This is a genomic window from Pseudomonas sp. NFACC10-1, assembly GCF_900119195.1.
Classification (GTDB): domain Bacteria; phylum Pseudomonadota; class Gammaproteobacteria; order Pseudomonadales; family Pseudomonadaceae; genus Aquipseudomonas; species Aquipseudomonas cerasi.
Window position 1 is genome coordinate 136,552 of record NZ_FPJB01000005.1, and the last position, 23,477, is coordinate 160,028.

General features: G+C 61.9%; 19 protein-coding genes. 4 read left to right on the forward strand and 15 right to left on the reverse strand.

Going from position 1 to position 23,477, the window contains the following annotated elements; genetic code table 11:
• Window positions 1-13: 13 nt before the first annotated feature.
• The 11 genes from accB to cpaB form a co-directional block, all read right to left on the reverse strand.
• A complete protein-coding gene (gene accB / locus BT119_RS15860) occupies window positions 14-475 on the reverse strand; it encodes an acetyl-CoA carboxylase biotin carboxyl carrier protein (protein WP_003368836.1) in 462 nt (153 codons plus the stop codon).
• A gap of 76 nt (window positions 476-551) precedes the next feature.
• Complete coding sequence (gene aroQ / locus BT119_RS15865) at window positions 552-1,004, reverse strand: type II 3-dehydroquinate dehydratase (RefSeq protein ID WP_002555369.1); 453 nt, start codon at window positions 1,002-1,004, stop codon at window positions 552-554.
• 129 nt (window positions 1,005-1,133) lie between these two features.
• A complete protein-coding gene (locus BT119_RS15870; protein ID WP_256332946.1) occupies window positions 1,134-2,921 on the reverse strand; it encodes a protein-disulfide reductase DsbD in 1,788 nt (595 codons plus the stop codon).
• 105 nt (window positions 2,922-3,026) lie between these two features.
• Complete coding sequence (locus BT119_RS15875; protein WP_044309564.1) at window positions 3,027-3,299, reverse strand: DUF3613 domain-containing protein; 273 nt, start codon at window positions 3,297-3,299, stop codon at window positions 3,027-3,029.
• On the reverse strand, window positions 3,296-4,033 hold the full coding sequence (locus BT119_RS15880) for a tetratricopeptide repeat protein (RefSeq protein WP_072366316.1): 738 nt from the start codon (window positions 4,031-4,033) through the stop codon (window positions 3,296-3,298). The genes BT119_RS15875 and BT119_RS15880 overlap by 4 nt, the downstream gene beginning before the upstream one ends.
• Before the next feature lie 35 nt (window positions 4,034-4,068).
• Window positions 4,069-4,953 (reverse strand): type II secretion system F family protein, encoded by an 885-nt coding sequence (locus tag BT119_RS15885; RefSeq protein ID WP_003431722.1) that lies wholly within the window; start codon window positions 4,951-4,953, stop codon window positions 4,069-4,071.
• Between the two features lies 1 nt (window position 4,954).
• Window positions 4,955-5,839, reverse strand: a complete 885-nt coding sequence (locus BT119_RS15890) for a type II secretion system F family protein (RefSeq protein WP_044309561.1) — start codon at window positions 5,837-5,839, stop codon at window positions 4,955-4,957.
• Between the two features lie 18 nt (window positions 5,840-5,857).
• Window positions 5,858-7,114, reverse strand: coding sequence for a TadA family conjugal transfer-associated ATPase (locus BT119_RS15895; RefSeq protein WP_003368830.1), 1,257 nt, complete (start codon window positions 7,112-7,114; stop codon window positions 5,858-5,860).
• Window positions 7,114-8,304, reverse strand: a complete 1,191-nt coding sequence (locus tag BT119_RS15900) for a CpaE/TadZ family protein (protein ID WP_003368829.1) — start codon at window positions 8,302-8,304, stop codon at window positions 7,114-7,116. Before BT119_RS15900 ends, BT119_RS15895 begins: the two co-directional genes overlap by 1 nt.
• Window positions 8,301-9,551: a type II and III secretion system protein family protein gene (locus BT119_RS15905; RefSeq protein WP_054081949.1), complete on the reverse strand. Its 1,251-nt coding sequence runs from the start codon at window positions 9,549-9,551 to the stop codon at window positions 8,301-8,303. The genes BT119_RS15900 and BT119_RS15905 overlap by 4 nt, the downstream gene beginning before the upstream one ends.
• Window positions 9,552-9,571: 20 nt before the next feature.
• Window positions 9,572-10,531 (reverse strand): Flp pilus assembly protein CpaB, encoded by a 960-nt coding sequence (gene cpaB / locus BT119_RS15910; protein ID WP_054081950.1) that lies wholly within the window; start codon window positions 10,529-10,531, stop codon window positions 9,572-9,574.
• A 320-nt stretch (window positions 10,532-10,851) separates the two neighbouring features.
• Here cpaB and BT119_RS15920 point away from each other — a divergent pair, with 320 nt between their 5' ends.
• Window positions 10,852-11,091, forward strand: a complete 240-nt coding sequence (locus BT119_RS15920; RefSeq protein WP_065350625.1) for a Flp family type IVb pilin — start codon at window positions 10,852-10,854, stop codon at window positions 11,089-11,091.
• Window positions 11,092-11,132: 41 nt separating this feature from the next.
• Complete coding sequence (locus BT119_RS15925) at window positions 11,133-11,540, forward strand: response regulator (protein WP_003368825.1); 408 nt, start codon at window positions 11,133-11,135, stop codon at window positions 11,538-11,540.
• 126 nt (window positions 11,541-11,666) lie between these two features.
• Here the strand turns inward: BT119_RS15925 and pbpC are convergent, their stop codons facing one another.
• Entirely contained in the window at window positions 11,667-14,015 is a 2,349-nt protein-coding gene (gene pbpC / locus BT119_RS15930) for a peptidoglycan glycosyltransferase PbpC (RefSeq protein ID WP_054081952.1), read from the reverse strand.
• Window positions 14,016-14,110: 95 nt separating this feature from the next.
• Between pbpC and BT119_RS15935 the strand changes: the two genes are divergently transcribed.
• On the forward strand, window positions 14,111-14,404 hold the full coding sequence (locus tag BT119_RS15935) for a hypothetical protein (protein WP_003307908.1): 294 nt from the start codon (window positions 14,111-14,113) through the stop codon (window positions 14,402-14,404).
• Between the two features lie 312 nt (window positions 14,405-14,716).
• On the opposite strand, the gene BT119_RS15940 is transcribed toward BT119_RS15935, so the two are convergent.
• Entirely contained in the window at window positions 14,717-19,663 is a 4,947-nt protein-coding gene (locus BT119_RS15940) for an alpha-2-macroglobulin family protein (protein WP_072366318.1), read from the reverse strand.
• 346 nt (window positions 19,664-20,009) lie between these two features.
• Here BT119_RS15940 and BT119_RS15945 point away from each other — a divergent pair, with 346 nt between their 5' ends.
• Window positions 20,010-21,350 carry an MATE family efflux transporter gene (locus BT119_RS15945; RefSeq protein ID WP_054081954.1) on the forward strand — a complete coding sequence of 447 codons (1,341 nt, stop codon included), beginning with the start codon at window positions 20,010-20,012 and terminating at the stop codon, window positions 21,348-21,350.
• Here BT119_RS15945 and BT119_RS15950 read toward each other — a convergent pair.
• Both BT119_RS15950 and BT119_RS15955 read right to left on the reverse strand, forming a co-directional pair.
• Window positions 21,344-22,246, reverse strand: coding sequence for an alpha/beta hydrolase (locus tag BT119_RS15950; protein ID WP_054081955.1), 903 nt, complete (start codon window positions 22,244-22,246; stop codon window positions 21,344-21,346). The genes BT119_RS15945 and BT119_RS15950 overlap by 7 nt on opposite strands.
• 80 nt (window positions 22,247-22,326) lie before the next feature.
• The gene (locus BT119_RS15955) at window positions 22,327-23,463 is read right to left on the reverse strand and encodes a contractile injection system protein, VgrG/Pvc8 family (protein WP_003431714.1); all 1,137 of its coding nucleotides are present in this window, start codon (window positions 23,461-23,463) and stop codon (window positions 22,327-22,329) included.
• Between the last annotated feature and the right edge of the window lie 14 nt (window positions 23,464-23,477).

The following is a 23,477-nucleotide window of genomic DNA, read 5'->3' on the forward strand; positions in this document are numbered from 1 at the left end:
GGCTCTCCCCGGGTCAAACGATTGTGAACAGCGGCTGGTCAAACTCAACCGGCTGACCGTTTTCTACCAGGATGGATTCGATCACACCGCTGGCTTCTGCCTGGATGTGGTTCATCATTTTCATCGCTTCGACGATGCAGATGGTGTCGCCTTTCTTGACGGTCTGGCCGACTTCAACGAATGCAGGCGAAGTAGGCGCCGGGGTACGGTAGAACGTACCGACCATTGGCGACTTGACTACAAAGCCGTTCAGTTTCGGAGCCGATGGCGCTTCTGCAGCGGCCGCAACCGGTGCTGCTGCCGGAGCCGGAGCGGCTGCAGGTGCAGCAACCGGAGCCGGTGCGTAGTAAGGCTGTGCCGGAGTCTTGCTGTGGCGGCTGATCCGTACGGATTCCTCGCCTTCACGGATTTCCAGCTCGTCGATGCCGGACTCTTCCAGCAATTCGATCAGTTTCTTGACTTTGCGAATATCCATTAATCAACTCCCAAGGTTCTGTAAGGGCAATGTGTCGGCCGGCTCAAGCCATATGGTCAGCTTCAGGCTGGACTCATCATGGCTTGGCACTGGCGGCCAGTTGTTCCAGGGCGGCTTCCAGGGCCAGTCGGTAACCGCTGGCGCCAAGGCCGCAGATCACTCCTACAGCGACATCTGAAAAGTAGGAGTGATGGCGGAAAGGTTCGCGTTTGTGCACGTTCGATAAATGCACTTCGATGAATGGGATGCTCACTCCCATCAGCGCGTCACGTATTGCAACGCTGGTGTGCGTAAAAGCAGCCGGATTGATCAAAATAAAATCCACACCCTCACCGCGAGCGGCGTGAATGCGGTCGATCAGTTCGTACTCGGCGTTGCTTTGCAGATACATCAGATGGTGACCGGCATCGCGAGCGCGCTGCTCCAGGTCCTGATTGATCTGAGGCAGGGTGATAGTGCCGTAGACCCCGGGTTCCCGAGTGCCCAGCAGGTTCAGGTTGGGCCCGTGTAGGACCAGGATAGTCGCCATTGCGTGTTCCTTTTATTGTCTGCGAGCGGTTTACGCCCGGCGACTATGCCGGAAGGGCAGTGGACTGTCCAGTTAACAACAGTAGCCAGCACAATGAGCGATATTCGCGCAAAGTTTATGACTCAGGGATCAGTTTTGGTCATTGGCGCTGTTCAGACGCTCGATAAGGCCTGCCGCGTCGATTTCGCCGACGACCCGTACAGTTTGCTGTTCTTCGCCGTTTTTATCGAAGAAAAGCAGCGCTGGCGGGCCAAACAGCTTGTACCGGTCAAGCAGGGCGCGTTGCTCTGCGTTGCTGTCGGTCATGTCGAAACGCACCTGCTTGTAACCCGACAAGCGGGCGACCACACCCGGGTCAGGCAGGACTTCGTGTTCGATGACCTTGCAACTGATGCACCAGTCGGCATACCAGTCGAGCACCAGCGGTTTGCCCTCGCGCCGGGCTTCGTGCATCACACGGTCCAGTTCGGCGGAGGTGGTGATCGTCTGCCACTGTGAGGCGGCCGGAGCTACCGCTCCGTTATTCGCCGTGGCGTACTCGCGGCCCAGCGGGCGCATGGGGTCGGTGTGCCCGGACAGCGCGCCGTACCAGCACGCCAGCGCATAGACCAGCAGCGCCAGCCCCAGCAGTTGGGCGAGTTTCTGCCGTGTGGTTTTGACATTGAATTCCAGGGTGCCGAGAAACAGTGCGACACCGGCCGACAACAGACCCACCAGCAACAGCGTGACTTGCCCTGGCAGTACGCGGCTCAGCAGACCGATGGCCAGCCCCAGCAGCAGCACACCGATGGCGTTTTTAACCGTCACCAGCCAAGGGCCGCTTTTCGGCAGCCATGTGGCACCACCGGTTGCGATCAGCAACAGCGGCGCGCCCATGCCCAGGCCCAGCGCGAACAGTTTCAGAGCGCCGCCGAGTGCATCGCCGCTGGCGCTGATATACAACAGCGCACCGGCCAGAGGCGCCGATACGCAAGGTGACACCAACAGGCTGGAGACCACGCCCAGCACCGCTGCACCCCACAATGAACCGCCCTGGGTCTTGCCGGCGATACGGTCCAGACGAGAGCTGATGGACTGCGGCAGGCGCAGTTCGAAAGCGCCGAACATGGCAATGGCGAAGATCACGAAGAATGCCGAGAACGGCACCAGTACCCAGGCCGATTGCAAGCGCGCCTGCAGGTTAAGGCCTGCACCGAACACACCCATCAGCGCGCCCAGCAGGGCAAAGCACGCCGCCATCGGCAGTACGTAAGCCAGAGACAGGCTCAGCCCGCGCAACCCGCCAACCTGGCCGCGCAGCACCACGCCGGACAGAATCGGCAACATCGGCAGTACACACGGTGTGAAGGTCAGGCCTACGCCTGCGAGAAAAAACAGCGCCAGTTCTTTCCAGCTCCAGGCGGCCGCTGTGGCTGCGCTGGCAGACGCCTGGTCGCTCGGGCTGGCGGCTACGTCGCCAATGCTCAAACGCTCGGTTTCAGGTGGATAGCACAAGCCCTTGTCGGCGCAGCCCTGGTACGTGACGGCGAGGGTGAAGGGGCGCTGTTCGCCGGGTTTGCGTGGCAGGTCGATATCGAGAATGCCGTGATAGACCTCGACATCGCCAAAATACTCGTCGTGTTTCTGCTCGCCCTTGGGCAGTTGCGCTTCGCCAAGGCCGATGTCGGCAGGCTCGGTGCGGAACTGAAAGCGGTGGCGATACAGGTAGTAGCCATCGGTGGCGACCAGCCTCAGCTTGATCGACTCCTGCGTCGTTTCGATCAGGCTCAACTGAAAGGCCTGACGCACTGGCAGGAAGTCCTTGCTGTTATCCAGCGAGCCGCCGCCCAGCGTGGATGAAGGTCGGCTGTCCAGCAGACCGGCGCCGGAGGCGGGTAGGGCCAGGATCAATAACAGCAGGCATAACAAACGGCGCATGGCAGTCTCGAATCTCGAAAGTCTGCGCATGATAACGGAGTGCCCGGCGGCGTGCCGAGGGCAGGTTGTAAGTGTGGGTGTCAGCAGGCCCACGACGTGCCGGAATTATTTCTTGCCCGAGGAAAAGCTGCCACCCGCTTCCTGGTCGTAAAAATCCGGGATCTTGTACTTATACGTGTCCAGCCAGCGTTGCAGGCTGAGGTCACGTTCTGCCGCGGTATTGACCTGCGGCGTCGGCGAAGCGGCCTTGCCGCTGGCTTGAAGCTGCAGCCAGGTCTCGGTCTGTCTGGTTTCAGAGGCCGCAGTTTCATTGTTGTCTGCCCAGGCATCACCTGCGCTCAACAGCAGTACACATCCGGTGAGTATGAGGCGCTTCATGGTCGTACCTCCTGGGACTGACGATCATTTTGTCCTGTCAGGCTCGCAATGGGCCGTGCAGATGCTCGAGGGGCGGCAGGGGGCTTCCGCAATTGCTCGGCACGCGCCTGGGCATCGGTCACCTGCTCAGGCGTCAGCCCGGCCCGCGACGCCAGTTCGGCGGCTTGCGTCCAGTTATTCTGATAGATCAGCAGCGTGGCCAGGTTCACCGCCGCCAGCGAGTCCGATTGTTTGAGCTCCATGGCCGTCAGGAACTGAAAGCGTGCCTGTTCCAGTTTCAACTGATTGAGGTAGACGACGCCCAGGTCATTACGGATCTTTTCATCGGTCGGTTGCAGTTTGCTGGCCATCAGCAGGTGTTGCTGTGCCAGCGTGTTGTCACCACGCGCTGCGGCCAGTTGCCCTAGGCCATGCTCACCCTCGGCTGCCCGGCAGGTGCCCAGCAGGCTGCGGTACAGAGGCTCGGCCTCGTTGCTGCCCAAAAGCCGCAACACCCGGGCCTTGCGCAGGCGAACCTCGCCCAGGCTGTCGGGCAGGCTTTCCAGATTGGCAAGGCTGGCATGCAGGCGGCCTTCATCGGCCATGTTCTGAGCCAGATTCAGGGAGAACTCCTGATCCGAGGTCAGCTTGGGGCACTGGCCTGGCTGAGCCGTGGCCTGCGTCCAGAGGGGGCGACCATCACTGGCGCATCCGCCCAGCAACAACAGCCCGAGTAGTACGATCACTGGTTTCATTGCAATGCGTCCTTTCGTCCACGGGTAACACCGGGTCAACTGCCCAGTGCGCGGCTTATTGCCATGAAGCCTGGCCCGGCCAGCACAATCAGCAGGGCGGGGAACAGAAACACCATCATGACCACCGACATCTTTGCCGAGAGTTTGGAAATGTATTCCTGCAGACGGGTCAGGCGTCGGTCGTCGATCAGTTGCTTGAGCATGAGCAGAGACTTCAACGCGCCGCCGCCCTGATGAATCAGTTGATTGAGGATCACGCAGGTGTCGCTCAACTCGTCGACAGCCAGCAGGGCAGCGGTTTTTCTCAGTTCCTCGCCCAGCTCCAGGCCGGAGTCGACGCGCACCAGCACTACGCGGATTTCCTCGGACAGCACCGGCAAGAGGTCCTTGCCTTCGTTGCTGAGCACCCGAAGGGCCTGCTCGACCGCCATACCGGACTCGAACAGGATGCGCAGCAGCGGGATAAAGGTAGAGATTTCCACCACCACTTGTTTCTGACGGCGCCGAGCTGCGGCCGCCAGAATCCGCTTGGGCAGCAGATAACCGACTCCCAAGGCAAAGATCGGCGCGATGAGCGGTTGCTGGACGCCTTTGAAAAACAGCAGTTGGCCGAGGATGACCATGACCATCAGGCCGACCGGAACGCCGACCTGGCAGGCCGCGAACAACGAACGTTTGCTGGCGCGCCGCCAGCCGATGCGGTTGAGCAGTATCTGGGTTTCCGAATCCAGGCTGATGCTGCGTTGGCCTATGCGGGTATCGCCGAGCAAGCGCAACAGGCTGCCGATGCGGCTTTCGCGGATCACCTGGCCCCTCAAGCGCCTGGCCACCAGACGTTCATTGCGGCGTTGACGGGCTACGCCGGACAACAGCAGAAATGCTGCAGCGGCAAGCATCATGGCAGCGAATACCAGTTCCATCTCAAATGCTCCTCAACATGCGCCACAGCACCACGCAGCCCGTGACCTGCAGCGCGAAGGCCATGCTCAGCATGATCTTGCCGCTGTCGTCGTCCCACATATGCAGCAGATAACTGGGGTTCACCGCCAGAAAGTAACCGGCCATGGTGATCGGCAGCAGGGCCAGCACCAACGCAGTCATGCGGGTTTCGCCGGTCATGGCGCGCAATTGACGACCGGCCTGTTCCCGATCGCGAATCAGCTTGATCAGGTTTTCCATCAGTTCGCTGGCATTGCCGCCATAACGGTGATTGACCCGCAAGCCGATGGCGAACAGGTGAAACTCGTCGCGCTCATACAGTTCGGCAAAATCCCTCGCCGCATCCGGCAGGCTGACGCCCAGCTGTACGTTACGCTCGATCCGGCTCATGCCGTCCTTGAGCGGCTGGTCCGTGGCATCGATGCCGTGCAGTACCGCGTCGGCCAGGGTTCTGCCGGACTTGAGGCTGCGCACGGTATGGTCGAGCAATTGCGGCAGTTGCTGGATCATGCGGCGCACGCGCACCTCATAGCGCCATGAAACGAACAGGCGCAGTGTCAAAGGCACCGCCAGCATGACGCTGATCGCGCCGACGCCCCCCGCCATTGCGTAGCCGATCAGTATCAGCAGCGCATACAGCGTCAAGGCCAGGCCCGCGCGCTTGGTCGGCTGTCCCAGCCCAGCGCGCAAAAAGGCCCGATCCAGGTAGGTCCAGCCGGTCTTTTCGACCACGGGTTGCACTTGCCCGGCCATCAGCCGCTGCCTGACCCGCTCACTGGCACCCTGGTTGAGCGCCAGATAGAACATGCGAATGGACGCCATCAGCAGCATCACGGAGATCAGGCCCAGTACCAGTGACGCACTCATGCCGACTCCCTGGTCATGTCAGTAGCCAGGCCGCAGCTTGTCGCCGGCAGCGTGGGCCGCTTCGCGCATGAAGCCGACCCCGGTGCGACGATCAACGCGGAACAGGGTATTGGTGACATAGATGTCATCGCGTATGCCGACCACTTCCACCACTTCACTGACACAGCGGCGCCCGTCAGGCAGACGCGTCAGTTGGATAATCACATCCAGTGCCGCGCAGACCATCTGGCGCAGGGTCTTTTCCGGGATCAGCCGCCCGGTCAGGCCCACCAGCGTTTCCAGGCGCAGCAGGGCATCCTGTGCATTGTTGGCGTGCACGGTACTCATCGAACCGTCGTGGCCGGTGTTCATCGCCGTCAACACGTCCAGCACTTCGACACCGCGGATCTCGCCGAGGATGATGCGGTCCGGGCGCATCCGCAGCGAGTTGCGGATCAGGTCGCTGGCGCGCACCTCGCCATGCCCTTCGGCGTTGGGCGGGCGGGTTTCCAGGCGCACCACATGCGGGTGACTGAGCTGCAACTCGGCGACGTCCTCTATGGTGACCAAGCGCTGATTGCTGTCGATCAACTGGCTCAGCACATTGAGCATGGTGGTCTTGCCCGTGCCGGTGCCGCCGCTGACCAGAATGTTGCAGCGTTTGCCGACGGCCTCCTGGAAGAATTCGAAAATCGACTGATCGATGGTCTGCATGGCCACCAGGTCAGCGCTCTTGAGCATGTCCTTGCGAAACTTCCGGATCGACAGACACGGGCCGTCCAGCGCGATGGGCGGAATGATCGCGTTGACCCGGCTGCCATCGGGCAGACGCGCATCGACCATCGGTGAGGATTCGTCCAGGCGGCGCCCGAGTGGTGCCAGGATGCGCTGCATCACGCGCTCGACATGGTGCGAATCGATAAAGCGCAGGTCGGTGTGGTGCAGCACGCCATCGCGCTCGACAAATACCTTGCCTGGCCCGTTGACCAGAATTTCCGTCACCGAAGTGTCGCGCAGCAGCACTTCCAGCGGGCCGAAGCCGGTCAGTTCATCGACCAGCTCTTCAGCCAGGCGCTCCATTTCGTAACGCGAGATGGCCAGCCGCAGCCGTGCGACGTATTCGGCCACCTTGTCGATGACGAATTGCGCCAGGGCTGGCCTTGAGCCTTCGAGCAGGCTTTTGCCGCTTTCCTCCATGCCATCGATGATGTAACGGTGCAGCACCAGTTTCAGGCCTTGCCCCTCGTCAGGCTTGCCTTGCGTGCGCGATGAGACGCCAAACAGTTTCTCCGCCATTACCGGTTCCCCCACAGTCGAGCGAGCCAGCCCTGATCGGGTTTCTCGCGTGCCTCGGCATGCCGTGCCAAATGCTCGCCAAGCCGCCGCAGCCCGGAGCACAGAGCGTCGCGTGAGGCCAGTTCGAACAGCGTCACGCCCTGATTCTTGGCGTTGAGACGCAGCTCCGGGGCAAGCGGCAGTACCGCCAGCACCGGCAGGCCGAAGGTTTTGCTCACGGTTTCGGAATTGGGTGCAACCGAGCGCTGATAGCGATCGACCAGCAGGCTGGCGTGCTGCATTTTCATGCCTTTTTCGCGCCAGTTGTTGAGCACCGTCAGGTTGCGTCGACAGCCCAGCACGCTCTGGTCGGTGTACCACAGCAACTGATCGCAATGGCTGACCAGCGAGCGCAAGGCCTCGCTGTCCGGCTGACCCACCAGGTTCACGACCACATGCTGAAAATGCTGGCGCAGTGCGCTGAGCAGCATATAAAGCTCGGCGGCGCTGGACTGTTCCAGATGATCGTCGGCTTCGCTGTAGGCCAGAATGCGCAGGCCGCTTTCGCTGGTGGTGAAGGCGCTGTCGATCAGCGTTGCATCGAGCCTGCGCAAATGGCGCAGGGCGTCACCGAAGCTGAAGGTCGATTCAAGACCGAGCATCAACAGGCTGTCGCCGCGTGGCAGGCCGAGGTCCAGCAGCAGCGTGCGCTGGCCGGTCTTGTGCACGACCATCGCCAGGTGCGTCGCGATCAAGGCCCCGTCGTCATCGCTTTGCACACCGTACAGCACCGACAGGCCGCTCATGTTCGGGTTGGGCGTCACAGCGGGAAGGCGCTTGCTCAGACGTCTGACCAGGCCGGCGACCTCACTGGAGCGGGACCCGTAGGCAACGAAGTCCCTGGCCCCGGCGCGCATGGCGTTAAGCACCAACTGGTTGTCCATGCCATCGCCGAGCGCAACGATGGCCAGCATCGGCTTGGCTTCCAGCGCACTTTCGATCAGGGCGCTCTGAGTCATCAAATGCTCACGGTCGAGCCCGACGAACACCACGCTGGCAAACGTCACGTCCACCAGCGCCAGGAGGTCGTCGAGGCTGCCCGTACCGGCACTGACCACCTGACCCAGCGAACCCAGAGCACTTTGCAGCCACTCCAGGTCGGTATTGTTACGGGTGATTGCCAGGAAGGTCTGGCTCAGGCTCTGGCTCATTTGGATAATCCGTCGCGGCGGTCGAAATCGCCGTTTTCCAGAAAATACAGACGCGGGAAGCTCGGGTCATAGGTGCGCAGCCCCTCGCCTGGCAGTGACGGCAGGCGGGCGTTGGCGGCCAGTGGCTGGACCAGATGCGGGGTGACGATCATCAGCAGTTCGCGCTCGTCGCGCTGGATTTGCGAGCTGCGGAAAAATGCACCGAGAATCGGGATGTCGCCGAGGCCGGGAAACTTGTCCACCGAGCCGCTGTTGCTGGAACTGATCAGGCCGCTGACCACGAAGCTCTCGCCGTCGGCAAGCGCAATGCTGGTGTCGGTGCGACGGATGTTGAGTGCCGGCACAGTGGTCCCGGCGATGGTGATACCGGCCGAGAAGTCCAGCTCGCTGACTTCCGGTGCGACCTTCAGCAGAATCCGGTCCCGGCCCACGACTGTCGGGGTCAGGGTCAGGCGCACACCGAACTCCTTGTACTCGATGGAGATGCCGTTGCCTTCACCATTGGGCACCGGCACCGGGAATTCGCCGCCGGCCAGAAAGCTCGCGCTTTGCCCGTTGAGAGCGACTAGGCTGGGGCGTGCCAGGGTGTAGGCGTAGCCGCTGTTTTCCATGGCGTTGATCATGCCCAGCACTTTGCTGCTGCCACCGCCCCAGACGATATTGAAATTGCTGTTGTTCAGCGGAATGTTTGGCTTTGTGCCGCTGACGGTGCCGGGCGTGACGTTGACACCCGGCACCGTGCCGGGCGCGCCGAACAGAAAGTTGTTCGAGCCCTTGCCAAAGATCGAGGTACTGGCTTCCTTGAGCTTGGTGCGGCTGACTTCGATAAAGCGAATGTCGGTCTGCACCTGGCTGGGTAACTGCGCATCGGCAGACGGCGCAGTGACACTCTCGACCATGGCGGTCGTCGCCCGGCCACGCACGAAGACCATGCTCTGGCGCGGCGCACTTGCGCAGGCCGTCCAGACCATCAGGCTGGTCGTACCCTGCGCGACGCCGGTCAACAGAAAACCGTCGGTGCCGTTGACGTGCACATCGGCGATTTTCGGATCACCCACGGCGATGCGGGTGATGGGCACCGCAGAGCGCACCTCCCGTTGAATGCCCTGGTCGATTTCCACGGCCGCCGGCATGGCGGCAAGGCCGGCACAATTGCCCGAAGCGGCCCACGCGCCTGGCGCGGACAGTGCTGCAATGACTAACGCCAGCAGCCGGGGTTTTATAACTGGCACGGAACAACAGCTCATCAAATGCAATCCTTGCTCAATCAGGGAGTTTGTTGCGTGATCTGGTTACCGCGTATGACCTCGACAGCGCGAGACGTACGCGGGGTTGCGCCTGCTGTTGGCGCGCTGGCCGGCCCCAGGCTCAGTTGTCTGAAGCTGACCAGTTGGCGGTTGGCTGAATCGAGTCGCTCGGCAGCGTCAGGGCCGCCGGCTTCGTTGGCCCAGTAATCCTGCAGGTTGCCCTCGTCGGCGCTGCGCACGGCCAGACGCAGAACACCGGTTTGCGACGCCAGCATCAGGCGCGCCACCAGGGCCTGCGGCACCGCGACCGTGACGGTTCGCGCGTTGATTCGCTGCTGCTCCTGTTTGAGGCGTTCGTCAGCGTTGAGGTCCTGCACCGGCTTGCCGTTGCGGTCCGGACCGAGCAGCGCGCCAACGCCGAGAATCCGCAGGGCAGGCACCACGACCTGGCTCGACCGATTCGGATTGCTCACGTCCTCAGGCAGGTAAAGCAGTACATCCACGTAGTCGCCGGGGCTGAGTTGTCCGGAGGCGCCCGTCACTTCATCGACCTGCAACGCCAGGGCCCGCTCATGTGGCCGAATCATCCGCGCCAGGGTGCCGCCTGTGTCGAAGCTGCTCTCGGTGAGCCAGCTCCCGGCGGTCAGCGTGCGCCAGCTGCTGCGCCCGACAATCTTGTCGATGGCTTCAAAGCTACCGGGTGGGGCGACCTTGAGGCGCTCGATGGTCAGGTCATCGGCCATGATTGCGGTGTAGGCAGGAACATCCCGCGCCAGCACCACAACGTTGTGACGCACAGCATCCTCGACGGGCGGAGTCGGAGCGGGCGGGGTGGTTTGTTCGGTGGTTACAGGTGGTGCCGATTGTGGGGCATCAACAGACACTTCGGTTGGTCTGCCGACAATAATTCCCAGATACCCAGCGATTAACGCACCCAGCAAAAACACTACAGCGAGCACCATGGTGACACGACTGCTCATGGCAAGTTTCCCTTTGTCATCGCAGGACATTCTCGAACCGGTGCATCAACTTTTAAACCAAGCAACGGTGAACGGCATAACGGCTTTTAGTGACATTAGCTCATTCATTCAAAAGCGCCATTATGCTTTGGTGTGTAAGGGTTTTTTGCTGACGAGACTCCGTTTGAAGCCTTTGTTTTGGGGCATGTGCAGGGGTTATAACTTTCTGGTTAATGCTTTGTTGCGATTGTGGGTTTATGGATTGGAGACAATGCTGGAGGTGCACACAGTTTCGCATGTGTCATGCATGTTCGCGTCTCGGAGGCGCAAGGAGAAATGAGATGTTCCTGACCAAGATTTATGTAGGCGCCTATACCCGGATCAGTTGTTTTTTGAGGGATCGTGAAGCGGCGTCAGGTATTGAATACGCTTTGGTAGCGGCGATGGTTGCCGTGGCGTTGATTGCTTTTGTTCCAACGATCAGCACAAGTGTGGGGGCGATTTTCACAAAAATTCAGACTGCCTTGACGGGTACCACGACGGGTACAACGCCTGGGGCCTCCACACCTGCGGCGGGGTAGTCTATGATTGCGCTATGAGTTCACCCTGTTGAGATAACCACATGGCTGTCCACCCCATCCGCCAACAACTGCTTCTGGTTGATGACGAAGAGGACGCAAACGAGGAATTGGCAGAACTGCTCGAAGGTGAGGGGTTCTGCTGTTTCACGGCGTCTTCCGTCAAGATGGCCCTGCACCAGTTGACCATTCATCCGGATATCGCGCTGGTAATCACTGACCTGCGTATGCCCGAGGAAAGCGGCATCCAGTTGATTCGCCATCTGCGCGATCACACCTCACGCCAGCATTTGCCCGTTATCGTCACCTCCGGCCATGCCGACATGGATGACGTCAGCGATTTGCTGCGCCTGCATGTGCTCGACCTGTTCCGCAAACCGATCTATCACGTCCGTTTGCTGGAAACCCTCAACAACCTGTTTCCCGAGCCGAAGGTTTTCCAGGTTCAGTGACGACAGGCATCGCGCCCTGCAGCATGATCACGCTGGAGCATGGGTACGATAGTTAAAGGGCTAGCGTTCCTCACGCTCCAGCGTGGGAACGCCTTTCGTGACGCTCTGCGTCACACCCGTCTGCGTTCACTCCACCACGCTGAATTCAACCCGCGCCGTCTGGCCGCTCTCGTCCAGCACGCTTAACTGATAACGCCCCGGTTTACTCAGGGTGGGGGTGAAGTCTTGCCGGGTGTCGGTGTCTGCCAGAGGTTTGCCATCGATAAACCACCAGCGATGGCCACTGCCGCCGAGCGCCGAGAGCGTGAGGCGTAAAGCCTGACGACTGGCGGCAGGCAGGCGCAGGTTGTCGCCTTCGCGCACGCCGACAATGCTCAGCGGGGGCGCCAGGTTCAGGTTCTGCGGTGGGCAATCCGGGTCAGCGAGCGGCAGGCGTGCATCACGCCGCTCTGCTCTGGGCAGCCAGGGCTCAAGAGGCGCAGGCCACAGCGCGATGTCCTGCGCTCGGGCGTCCGGGCAATTGGCCGCGACGCGTAGCCCCTTGGCATTGACCCAGACACGTTCCTGCAAACCCAGCCCGAGCGGTTGGTCGGCCGCTTGCAGGGTGGGCGGCGTGGTGCCGTCAAGCGTCCAGGCGAAACGTTGGCGACGGCAATTGGGGTCGCTTTTGCTCATCGGTTGACCCAGCGGCCAGCAGATGGCGGCCACACCGACGTTCTGCGGCACGGGTTGCACCGGTGCGGCGATCCCGCGCTGACTGTCGCGATTGACCAGCACATCGTGCACCTGAAGCATCAGCGGCGCCGCCGACGCCAGCCCGAACTGCCCTGGCACCGGTGTGCCATCCGGCCGACCGATCCAGACACCGACCAGGAAACGCGGCCCGACGCCAATCGCCCAGGCATCGCGGAAGCCATAGCTGGTGCCGGTTTTCCAGGCCAGTTGCGGGCGCTGTACCAGCTCGGCGCGCGGGTCGATGTCCGGGCGCGACTGGCCACTGAGAATGCGTCGAATGATCCACGCAGCGCCCGGTGACATCATCCGCCGTTCACGCAGTCGGTCCTGCGGTTGCAGTCGAACATCGGCACTGCGCCCGCCGCGCGCGAAGGCGCTGTAGCCTGTCACCAAGTCCTCTAACCGACTGCCTGCGCCGCCAAGAATCAGTGCCAGACTCGGCTCGGCCAGCGGCGGCAGGGTCAGGGGGACGCCGCCATTGCGCAGTTCGGCGGCGAAGCGCTTCGGCCCGTAGACCTCGAGCAATTGCACGGCAGGCAGGTTGAGCGACATCGACAGCGCCGAACTGGCCGCCACCGGCCCGCCGAAACCGCTCGAAAAGTTGCCTGGTCGATAGTCGCCATAGCGCCGCGGTACATCCTGCATCAGGGATTCGGAGTGGATCAGCCCGGCGTCCATGGCCATGCCGTACAGGAACGGCTTGAGCGTCGAGCCCGGCGAACGCAGGGCAGTGACCATGTCCACATGGCCGAAACGCTTGGCGTCGTTGATGTCCACCGAGCCGACGTACGCGCGCACGGCCATGTTTTCCGCCTCGACCACCAGAATCGCTGCCGACGTTCGCTCCGGGAGTCGTGCGCGCCAGCCCATCAGCAGGTCTTCCATGCGCCGTTGCAGTGAGGCGTCCAGCGTGGTGCGGATCAGTGGCGGGCTGTTGGGGCGATTCAGGCGTCGGGCCAGCAACGGCGCCAGGCTCGGTTCCTGTCGCGGTGCCAGCCACAAAGGCTCTTCCAGTGCTTCGTTCACGCTTGCTTGCGGCCACACCTGAAACTCTGCCAGGCGCCTCAGCACCTTGTCGCGGGCCTGCTGCGCCCGCTGCGGGTGGCGATCAGGACGCAGGCGGCTTGGCGCCTGTGGCAGCACCGCCAGCAATGCTGCCTCGGCGCGGGTCAGGTTCTGCGGCGACTTGCCCAGATAGGCCCAACTGGCGGCTGCGACGCCTTGCAGTGTGCCGCCGAACGGGGCGCGATTGAGGTACAGACTGAGGATCTGATCCTTGGACAGGTGCCACTCAAGCTGCAGCGTACGCCACAGCTGACGAAACTTGCCGGATAGCGTGCGTGAATGCGGATCGAGCAACCGCGCCACTTGCATCGACAGCGTGCTGCCACCCGAGACTACACGGGCACCGCTGAGGTTTTGCCAGGTGGCGCGTAACAGCGCCAGCGGATTAACCCCGGGATGGCTGTAGAACCAGCGGTCTTCGTAGGTCAGCAGGGCTTCGAGGTAGTAGGGCGAGACCTGCTCGTTGCTGACCGGGTAGCGCCACACGCCATTGGCGTCGGCAAAGCGCCACAGTGGCGTGCCGTCCTCGGCCAGGACGACGCGAGCCAGATCGTCTCTGGGCAGTGGCAGCGGCCAAAGTCGGTCGGCCAGCCAGAGGAGGGCGATCAGCAGCATGATCGCGCCCGCCAGCCACTTGAATGTTCGCGGCAGGCGCAGAAGAAATTCAGGTTTCAACGCAAAGAGCCTTTATGATCCACGGAACCTGACACGCATTGCGACAGCCAAAGCGGACAGACCATTTTCTTCACGACCCCAATCAGGACGTACATATGCAGGTAGAAGGCTTTTTTGAATGGCTCGGGCAGGCCATCGGCGCGATCATTCGCTTCTTTGTCGACGGTCTGGCGTGGTTGTTCAACGGGTTTACCCATGCTGGGGGAAATTTTGTCGATGGCTTGTCCCGCACGCTGGGCATGGACACCTCGCTGATCAGCATCATCGCACTGGTCATCGGCCTGATGCTGCTGTACTCGGCGGTCCGCGCCTTCATGCGCGCTTCGATCATCCTTGGCATCATCTGGCTGGCGCTGGGCCTCTGGTTGCTGAGCTGGATCATTCATTGATGCGTTGAAGGCTAGCCTGCCGCCATGGTGGGTGAACGGGGCGACGCCTTCGCGAGCAAGCTCGCTCCCACGTAGATACACCGAAGAACCACCATTGCTGTCGATGCAGTGAGGCCTTTGTGGGAGTGAGCCGGGCGACGCTTCGCTTGCTCGCGAAGACGATGGTTCGGGCACGCTGTTTCCGAAGCCTGTACCGGTCTTTTCGCGAACAATGCGGATCGCCGCCCCGGTCGCTCCTACTGGATCTGTGGTGCGTCGGCCCCTTTGTGAGCAAGCTTGCTTCCACTGTCATGCATTCCAATCAATTGGCGATCATTTTCCCTTCACCACCATCTGCGCTGGCGCTTCGCCCAGGGCTTGCCAGTTCGGGCGGTACATGGATTCGACCTGCGGCGGCGGTATGCGGTAGGTGCCCGGGGTGACGGCTCGCGCCAGGTAGAGCAGGTGCACAGTGCTGCTGCCGTCGATGTCCAGGGCTGCCACGTAGCGGTCGCCACGATATTCCTGATGCTTGATCCCGGCGTTTTCCATCGATTCGCGGATGGTTTTCACCTCCTCGCTGGCGTCTTCCAGGCTTGCCGCGCTTTGCGCCAGGTTCTGGTTTTCCAGCTCCAGGCCTGCAGGCAGCAGGTCCACCACCAGCGCATCCGGGACGCGCTGTTTGGCACCGATTTCCAAGTGCACCAGCACCAGTTGCCCGGTTTTCAAGGCGCCGATGTTCAGCGGTGCGCCGCTCAGGTTCAGGTACTCGCGGCGAATGCTCAGGTTTTCGCCACCCGCTACAGGCGTCTGGGTGGGATAACCGGAGACGGTCAGTTGCTGGTAAAGCGCTTCGCCGCTCTGGTTGTGCACCGAAAGCGGCGAGGCCAGCAGCGAACCGTCCAGCTTGAGGCCCGGCTGCAGGTTGCTCAGTTCGCGGTTTTGAGTGCCGCTGACAATGCTGGCGGTCCAGTCTTTTTCCGGTTTGCCCAGCAGGTTACGGCCAGCCATGAACAGTGAATTGCTTTCCTGGGTCGACAGGTAACGATTGGCCGTCACCTCATCCGCCAAGGCGAATAGGCGCTCATCACGCTTGTCTTTGGCGAGGTCGTTTTCTTCCAGCAATGCCAGTATCAACGCCTGATCACGCAGCGAACTGCCGTAGTCGGCCAGCCATTCATTCTTGCGGCTGGCGGCCAGACCCGCCATCAGGGCCTGGTCGGCGCGGGGTTTGTCGCCCATCTTCTCCAGCGCGACTGCCAATTGCACCAATGGCAGGCCGGAGCGGGCGTCACTGCGGCGGTCGAACAGGCTGCGCAAGGCGGCGAGCGGTGCCTGCTGACTGCGCGACAGCACCAGCCCGGCATAGGCTTGCACGGCGAAGCGCGTATGTTCGGCGTTCTGGCTGTAATTGACCTGAATCTGGCCGGCATCCTGCAGATAACGCAGCAGGCGTTCACTGGCTTTCTTCAGCGCATCCGGCGGCACGGCAAAGCCCTGATCGCGGGCGCGCAGCAGGAAGTCTGTGACATACGCCGTCAGCCAGTATTCCTCGTCGCTGTCCGAGCCCCAAAGGCCAAAACTGCCGTTGTAACGTTGCATGCCCAGCAGCCGCTCGATGCCGATCTCGACCTTGCGCTTGCGTTCGGCATCCGTTTCGCCGGTCAGGCCCAGGCGTTTGAGGGTTGCGGCATCGGCATACAGCGACGGGTACAGACCGCTGGCGGTCTGTTCCAGGCAGCCGTAGGGGTAGGCTTTCAATGCGCGAATCTGTTCGCCGAGGTTCAAGGGCGGACGGCTCGACAACGACAGCAGCGCCTCACGACCGGCCGGTTCGAACGCTTCCAGCGCGCCCTCCGGCAGGCTCCAGGGCTGATCATTGAGCGTGGCGCGATAATGCTTGAGCATTGCCGGGTAGGCCGGGCGTACGCCGACGGTCCATTCGCGTGTGAAGGCCGGCAGGTTTTCGCCCGGCAGGTCCAGACCTTCGACCAGCACCTTGATCTTGCCCTGACCCAGGCCGCCTTGCGCCAGCACCGGAACCTTCAGGGTGACGCGCTGGCCTTCCTTGAGCTGCAGGGGCTTGCTCTGGTCGCCGCCCGGAATGCTCAACTGGCCCTCAGCGCTGATTTTCACGTCCAGCTTCTGTGCCTTGCCCGACAGGTTGGAGACGTCCAGCGCCATGCTGGTCTGGTCGCCACCGGCAAGAAAGCGCGGCGTCGACAGTTCGGCGATGATCGGCGCGGCAACCACGGTTTTCGCCTCGGCCATACCGTAGCGGTCGTCGGTCCAGGCTTGAGCCATTACGCGCAGCTCGCCGTTGAAGTCCGGGATATCGACGCTGACTTCACCTTCACCGGCGTCATTGAGCGTCACCGGCGCACTTTGCAACGCCACGATGGTGACGCTGGTGTCCGGACGTTTGCCGCCCTTCGCCAGTGCATCGCCACCGAACGCCATGCTTGCCAGGCGCCCCTGACCGGCTTCGATCAGCTGACCGTAGATGTCCAGTTGGTCGGCTCCGTACTGCTTGCGGCCAAACAGGCTGGCAAACGGATCGGGCGTCGCGTAGCTGGTGATGTTGAGGATGCCGACGTCCACCGCCGATACCAGCACGTGGACTTGTTTGGGGACGCTGCCGTCAGCATTTTTGGCGGCGACCTTGAGGGTCAGGGGTTGTCTGGGGCGCATTTTCTCCGGCGCGGTGACCGTCAGCGCCAGCTTGCGCTGCGCCCGGTCCAGCGGCAGGTGCAGCACACCCACGGCGCGCTTGGGTGTGACATTGGCCTTGCGTTCACCGGGACGTATCACCAGAGCGGTGACGTACAGGTCGTGGCGTGCCCATTTTTTGTCCAGCGGGATGTCATACGATTTGCCTTCGGCAGGCACGTCGATTTCCTGCCACCACAGCGGACCTTCGCTGGACTCGACCAACAGATAACCCTTGCCCGCAGCCGGCGGGGTGACAGTGACTTTCGCGGTGTCGCCATCGTTGTAGGCCGGTTTGTCCAGCGCCAGCTTGACCTGATCCGGTCTGACCGCGCCGCCGTCAGTGTTGTCCTGCCAGCGATAACCGGCCCAGAAGCGCAGGCTGCTGACCATTCCGGTGGACGGGTCTTCCACCTCGACACGGTAAGGACCCCATTCGACCGGGAAGCTGACCTTGGCGGTGGCGTCCTTGGTGATGCTGACGGTTTCTTCGTTGAGGTTGAGGAATTTCTCGTTGAAGTGGTAACTCCAGCCGTCGTCGGCCGAGTAGTTCCAGTAGTAATCGCGACGCTCGCGGATCAGCCGGACTTTCACGTTGTCAGCGCCCAGCTTGTTGCCCGCCGCGTCGGCCATGACTATTTCAAAATCGGCCGGGCCGTCGCCGTTGGTCTGCGCTTCGCCCTTGGCCTCGTTGTCGTAGTCATCACCACCCGTGCTGCTGCCGAACAGTGCACGCACGCCGGGCAGGTGTTCGGCAGGCCAGATCGGCTGCACCAGACGACGGGTGATCGGCCGCCCGCCAGACTCTTGCAGGCTGGCTTGCAGAATCAGTTGCAGCGGCGATTTGGCCTGCGCCCACTCGCTCTGCACGGCGAGCGTCGAATGACCTTCGGCATCGAGGGTGACGGGCTCAAGCTCCAGATCATGCTTGAGGTCTTCCTCGGTGATCGAGCCGAACTGATAACCCGGCAGCTTCGGCACCGCCTCGCGCAGCGGGCGGACATAGACCTGACCGGTCAGCGTATTGCCCGAAGCGGGGGCGCCGTACAGGTAGCGGCCAGTGATATCGAATTGCGGGTTGTCAGCAGGCGCCACCGGCGTGTCGCTGCCCTTGAGTTCCAGCGCCAGACGCTCGGGCAGGAAGTCCTCAACCTTGAACTCGTAGAGCTGCGGTTTGCCGTCACCCAGGTCGAACATCAGTTGCCAGCGTCCGGTGGGCGCTTCGTCGGCAAGCGGCAATTGATACTGGTAGAAACCGTTGCTGTCGGCTTCCCAGACGAATTTGCGGCTGACCTGATCATCGGGACGGCGCACTTCGACGGTGATGGGCTGCGGCTTGACGGTGTTGCCGTCGCTGTCGCGCAGCAGGCCGTTGAGCAGCACGGTTTCGCCGGGGCGATACAGGTCGCGCGGGCCGAAGATGAAGAACTGCAGCGGGTGAGCCTGCGGGCCGGAGATATCGAACTCGGCCAGGTCCAGTGCCGAGCTGTTGAGGCGCAGCATGCTGGTCTGTTCGTCCTTGTGCGCCAGTACCACGGCAGCCTTGGCAGGCAATGGCAGTTGCGCGTGGCCGTCGCTGTCGGTCTTGCCCTGGGCGACGACCTTGCCGTTGTCGTCATACACATCGACGCTGATATCACTCAGCGCCTTGCCACCCTCGAGCGCTTGAGTGAAGACGTCCAGACGGTTGCTGTAACGGTGCACCGACAGGCCGATGTCACTGAGCGTCAACAGGGTGGCCGGCTGCGAGTAGCTGTAGGTGCCCGAGGCGCGCATCACCGCCAGATAAACACCTGGCTGTTGCAGGGGCTTGATACCGGCAATCGGCAGCAGCAGGGTTTCACGGGTGTTGCGCGCGGGCTTGAGGTCGAAGCGGCCGCTGTAGACCAGTTCGGCCATGGGCAGCAGTTCTTCGGAGCTGTAGCTGGACAGGCTCGACGCGCCGTCCCACTGGGCGAGGAAATTCGGCATCGAGTCGGGTTTGATGCGGAAGAACTCGACATCCACCTTGTCGACGTTCAGCGCGATCACCGGCAGGCCCTCGGCCAGACGGGTTGGCAACAGGCTGCCACGGCTGGCGAAACCGACCGAGGGCTGCAAGTCGCGGGTTTCCAGGCGGCTGATGTATTCGGCGGCAAGTTTGGCCTTGTTGACGGCCAGCAGACCGGCATCGACGGTCAGGACCAGTTTGCGCTGCGGCTCCAGGTGGCGCAGGCGCAATTCCATGAGGTTATCCGATAGTTCCCAGGCACCGTCGACCTTGCCGTTCTTGCTGTCCACCAGGTGAAGTTTTTCGTCGAATTTCTGTTCGGGGTCGAGCGGGACCGAGAAGCTCACCGACAGGGTGCTTGCGCCGTCGACCTGGATTTCCGACACGTCGATGACCGTCAGTTCGCGGCCTGCGTAGCGCTTGCTCAGCGCGGCCAGGTCGACTGCGGGTTTGGGCTTTTTGTCGTTGACCGTTGCCTGGGTCGTGGGGGCCGTGGCAGGCGCGGGTTTATCCGTGGAAGAAGAATCACAGGCGCTCAACAGCGCAAGCGCGCAAGCCAGAAACAATCCTTTGTTTAACATGGGGGCACTCATCGGCAACGGTAGAGAGGATGCGACTATATAACAGTCGTGATGACAAGTATTACTGTCAGATTGACCAGTAAGGTCACATATCGAGCGGACTGACTATCGTGCCATTGCGCGTTGGCATGCAGCGGGTGACGCAGAGCGTCACGAAATGCACTCACACGTTGTGGACTGACCCCAAAAAGTTAGACAGTTGACTATCGTTCCTCACGCTCCAGTGGAGCGTGCTGAATGATAACGCTGCCGCTTTCGAGGCATGAGTACCGTTTACGGACGTATCGAAACGCTGGGACACCCTGCGTTTGATCTGGCTACAATGCCGGCCTTGCCGGGAGCTCTCATGTCTACGTTGTTCACTGACTGGCGTCATCGCTCAACCCATCGTCGTGTCTGGGCGCTTGCGACGCCGATGATTCTGTCGAATATTTCCGTGCCGCTGGTGGCGCTGGTCGACAGCGCGGTGATCGGTCATTTGCCGCACGCCCATCAGCTGGGCGCTGTGGCGGTGGGCTCTACGCTGTATACCTTTCTCGCCTGGGCGATGGGCTTTCTGCGCATGGGCACCACCGGTTTTGCCGCACAGGCGGCAGGGCGCAGTGATAGCGCAGCGTTGCGCCGCATTCTGTTGCAGGGGTTGCTGCTGGCCGTCGGGCTGGCGGTATTGCTGGGTGTGATCGCCTTGCCTTTCAGCCATCTGGCGCTGACGATGATGCAGCCGTCTGCCGATTTGCAGCAAATGACACTGGATTTCTTCCACACCCGACTGTTCGGCCTGCCTGCGGCGCTGGCCAGTTATGCGCTGGTCGGCTGGTTTCTTGGCGCGCAGAACGCGCGGGCGCCACTGGCCATTCTGTTGCTGACCAATGCGGTCAACATCGTTCTCAATCTGTGGTTCGTCATCGGGCTGGACTGGGGCGTGATCGGTTCGGCGCGTGCGTCGGTACTCGCGGAGTGGACTGGCGTGGTGCTCGGTCTGCTGCTGGCACGTAACACCTTGCGCGCCTGGCCGGGCCGGATCGTCTGGTCGGCCTTGCGGCTATGGAGTAACTGGCGGCCCCTGCTGGCGGTCAACCGGGACATCTTTTTGCGCACACTCGCGCTGCAATCGGTGATGTTCCTGATCACCGTGCAGGGCGCTCGTTTGGGGGATGCGACGGTTGCTGCCAATGCCTTGTTGCTCAACGGCCTGCTGTTGACTGCCCATGCCCTGGATGGGCTGGCGCATGCGGTAGAAGCGCTGTGTGGCCATGCCATCGGCGCGCGGGACCGGGATACGTTGCGACGCTCCCTGGTGGTTGCGGGAGGCTGGTCATTGATTTCCAGCATGGTGTTTGCGTTGTTCTTTCTGGTGGCTGGGCATGGCTTCGTCAGCCTGCAGACCGATATCCCGGAAGTACGCGCCACCGCGATGACGTATCTGCCGTATCTGGCACTGATGCCGTTGCTGGCCGTCTGGAGCTACCTGCTGGACGGCCTGTTCATCGGTGCTACCCGTGCGCGGGAAATGCGCAACGCGATGCTGTTCAGCGCAGCGGGCATCGCGCCGTTGGCTTATCTGGCTGCCAGCCACGGCAACCACGCCCTATGGCTGACGTTCCTGGCCTTTACCCTGCTGCGCGGCCTGAGCCTTGGGTTCATTGCCTGGCGGCTGACGCGCAGCGACGGCTGGTTCGTTCACTGAGCCTTCTGCCCGGTTCCGTTCTTGTCCGACGCCATTTGCGGGGTGTGGCTGACGAACATGTCCACCTCATCGATCACAGGGGCCAGACCGCTCAGCAATCTGGCAAATGCGCCGACCAGCGTGCCGTGATTGGTGCGCGAGAAATACAAGTCTCGCACCGGCACGCCGGCTTCACGCAGCGACCTGGCCAGGCCGCCGGTGTTGCGCTTTGGGTTGACCAGCGAGTCGGTGTTCGAGGCCATCAGCAATGCCGGTGGCGCGCTGGACGTGACGTGGTTGATGGGTTGCGAGTCTGGCGGTGAATTCGGGAAGAAGAACACCGGCTTCACGTCCGGGTTCTCGATGGGCAGGAAGTCGTAAGGCCCGGCCAGTCCGATCCAGCCGCTGAGGATGGAGGGGGACAAGCCTTCACGAGCCAGCCAGCGCGGGTCAAGCGCGAGCATTGCGGCGTTGTAGGCACCCGCGCTGTGGCCCATCACGTACAGGCGGCTCGGGTCGCCACCGTAGGTGTTCGCATGTTTGTGCGCCCAGGCCAGCGCCTTGGCCGAGTCTTCCAGAAAGCTGGGGTAACGTACCTGTGGATACAGCCTGTAGTCGGCGATAACCACCACCATGCCTCGCGCAGCCAGCGCTTCGCCGACGAACGCATAATCGGCCTTCGAGCCGCTGTTCCAGCTGCCACCATAGAAAAACACCACGACCGGTGCCTTGGCCGGTTTCGCCTTGGGCGTGTAGATATCCAGCGTATTGCGTGGATCCGGCCCGTACGCCAGGTTGTAGACATGATCGACAGGCCCGCTGGGGTTCAACGTATTGAGCAGCTTCAAAGGCGAGCAACCGGACAAGGCTGCCAGTACGGCACCGGTCATCAGTGTCAGGAAAATCACTCGGATCATGGCGGAGGGGCTCTGGAAGGTGAGTCGGATATGCCTGAGACCATCACGCTTCATCCCAGTGCCGCACAGTTGCTGCTACGTCATTCAATGGCGTGTGGATCACTCGATTTGCCATCCGCTTTGTTGGCGAAGCTGATGCGCGGGCTGCTCAGCGTGAGACCGCTGTCGTCGATCTGTACCTTGCTCGGCCCGGCGTCGACGATCAGTGTGCTGCCTTCAGCCAGTTCTATGCGGGTCCCGTTCGCCAGTTGCAGTCGTCGGTCTGGCCCGGTGATCGCCTGCCAGTCAAGGTGCATCTCAACGTTATCGGCGGGTGCTTGATCACGCCTGTGGCAGCCGTCATCTGCCAGCGCTGACAGGCAGCCACTGATCTGCGGCGGGCGTTTATCGTCTGCGCAAAAGCTCACTATCACCGACATCCCACCCCGACATTCGACATCCAGCCCCGCAGCCAGATGCAGCCAGCAGCCAGCATCGGGTCCTTCCGGGTGTTGCCAGTCCCATTCGAGGCGCACGTGCAACCGGCCTGACGCATCGGTCCTTGCCGGTTCGCCGTCGCGACCGATGATCCAGCCACGCTGCAGAGGCGCAATGCCGGGACGCGGTGCCGGGGCAGGTGCTGTGAACCCGGCTTCCCAAGGGATGGTGCCAAATACCAACTGGTGGCGGCGACGTGAGTGGACGAAATGGTAGTGAATGCCTTCTTCTGCACACAGCCGCTGGACCAGTTGCAGGTCGGATTCCTGGTACTGCACGCAGCTTTCGCGCTCGATGCATTCTGTCTGCAGGTCAAAGCGGAAGGTGTTCCTCAAACCATGTTCTTCCAGCACCTGGGCAATGATCCGCGTGGCAGTCATGTGTTGAAAGATACGCGAGTGGTGGCGCAGCCCGAGGCAGGCCAGTCGAGGCCCCATCAGCAGCGTGTAGCAGGCCGGGCCGGGGTGGTAATGCTTGCGTGTCGCGCCGTGGATCTGACCGTGAAAGCCCTGCCCTTGAAAACTCTGCCCCGGAAAACCCTGCTCGCCACCGCAGCTCAGCCAGGCAGGCTGGTACATCAGCCTGGTGAGGTCCAGATCGAAACCGTCGCCGAGGATTTCCAGCTCAATGGTATACGGCTGGCTGATCGCTTCGGTTGCGCTGAACGATACGACGGTGAAACGGCGCTGCAGGCTTGCAATCTCCAGATGAAAGAACGGCGCGCTGGCGGGGTCGGGCATGGAGGGTTTCTCTA

Coding starts and splice junctions, on each gene's coding strand:
- aroQ (WP_002555369.1), bottom strand. CDS start 1,004: ATGGCGACTATCCTGGTCCTACACGGGCCCAACCTGAACCTGCTGGGC.
- BT119_RS15890 (WP_044309561.1), bottom strand. CDS start 5,839: ATGAGTGCGTCACTGGTACTGGGCCTGATCTCCGTGATGCTGCTGATG.
- BT119_RS15950 (WP_054081955.1), bottom strand. CDS start 22,246: ATGATCCGAGTGATTTTCCTGACACTGATGACCGGTGCCGTACTGGCA.
- BT119_RS15895 (WP_003368830.1), bottom strand. CDS start 7,114: ATGGCGGAGAAACTGTTTGGCGTCTCATCGCGCACGCAAGGCAAGCCT.
- BT119_RS15900 (WP_003368829.1), bottom strand. CDS start 8,304: ATGAGCCAGAGCCTGAGCCAGACCTTCCTGGCAATCACCCGTAACAAT.
- BT119_RS15875 (WP_044309564.1), bottom strand. CDS start 3,299: ATGAAGCGCCTCATACTCACCGGATGTGTACTGCTGTTGAGCGCAGGT.
- cpaB (WP_054081950.1), bottom strand. CDS start 10,531: ATGAGCAGTCGTGTCACCATGGTGCTCGCTGTAGTGTTTTTGCTGGGT.
- BT119_RS15870 (WP_256332946.1), bottom strand. CDS start 2,921: ATGCGCCGTTTGTTATGCCTGCTGTTATTGATCCTGGCCCTACCCGCC.
- accB (WP_003368836.1), bottom strand. CDS start 475: ATGGATATTCGCAAAGTCAAGAAACTGATCGAATTGCTGGAAGAGTCC.
- BT119_RS15940 (WP_072366318.1), bottom strand. CDS start 19,663: ATGTTAAACAAAGGATTGTTTCTGGCTTGCGCGCTTGCGCTGTTGAGC.
- BT119_RS15925 (WP_003368825.1), top strand. CDS start 11,133: ATGGCTGTCCACCCCATCCGCCAACAACTGCTTCTGGTTGATGACGAA.
- BT119_RS15885 (WP_003431722.1), bottom strand. CDS start 4,953: ATGGAACTGGTATTCGCTGCCATGATGCTTGCCGCTGCAGCATTTCTG.
- BT119_RS15935 (WP_003307908.1), top strand. CDS start 14,111: ATGCAGGTAGAAGGCTTTTTTGAATGGCTCGGGCAGGCCATCGGCGCG.
- BT119_RS15905 (WP_054081949.1), bottom strand. CDS start 9,551: ATGAGCTGTTGTTCCGTGCCAGTTATAAAACCCCGGCTGCTGGCGTTA.
- BT119_RS15945 (WP_054081954.1), top strand. CDS start 20,010: ATGTCTACGTTGTTCACTGACTGGCGTCATCGCTCAACCCATCGTCGT.
- BT119_RS15880 (WP_072366316.1), bottom strand. CDS start 4,033: ATGAAACCAGTGATCGTACTACTCGGGCTGTTGTTGCTGGGCGGATGC.
- BT119_RS15920 (WP_065350625.1), top strand. CDS start 10,852: ATGTTCCTGACCAAGATTTATGTAGGCGCCTATACCCGGATCAGTTGT.
- BT119_RS15955 (WP_003431714.1), bottom strand. CDS start 23,463: ATGCCCGACCCCGCCAGCGCGCCGTTCTTTCATCTGGAGATTGCAAGC.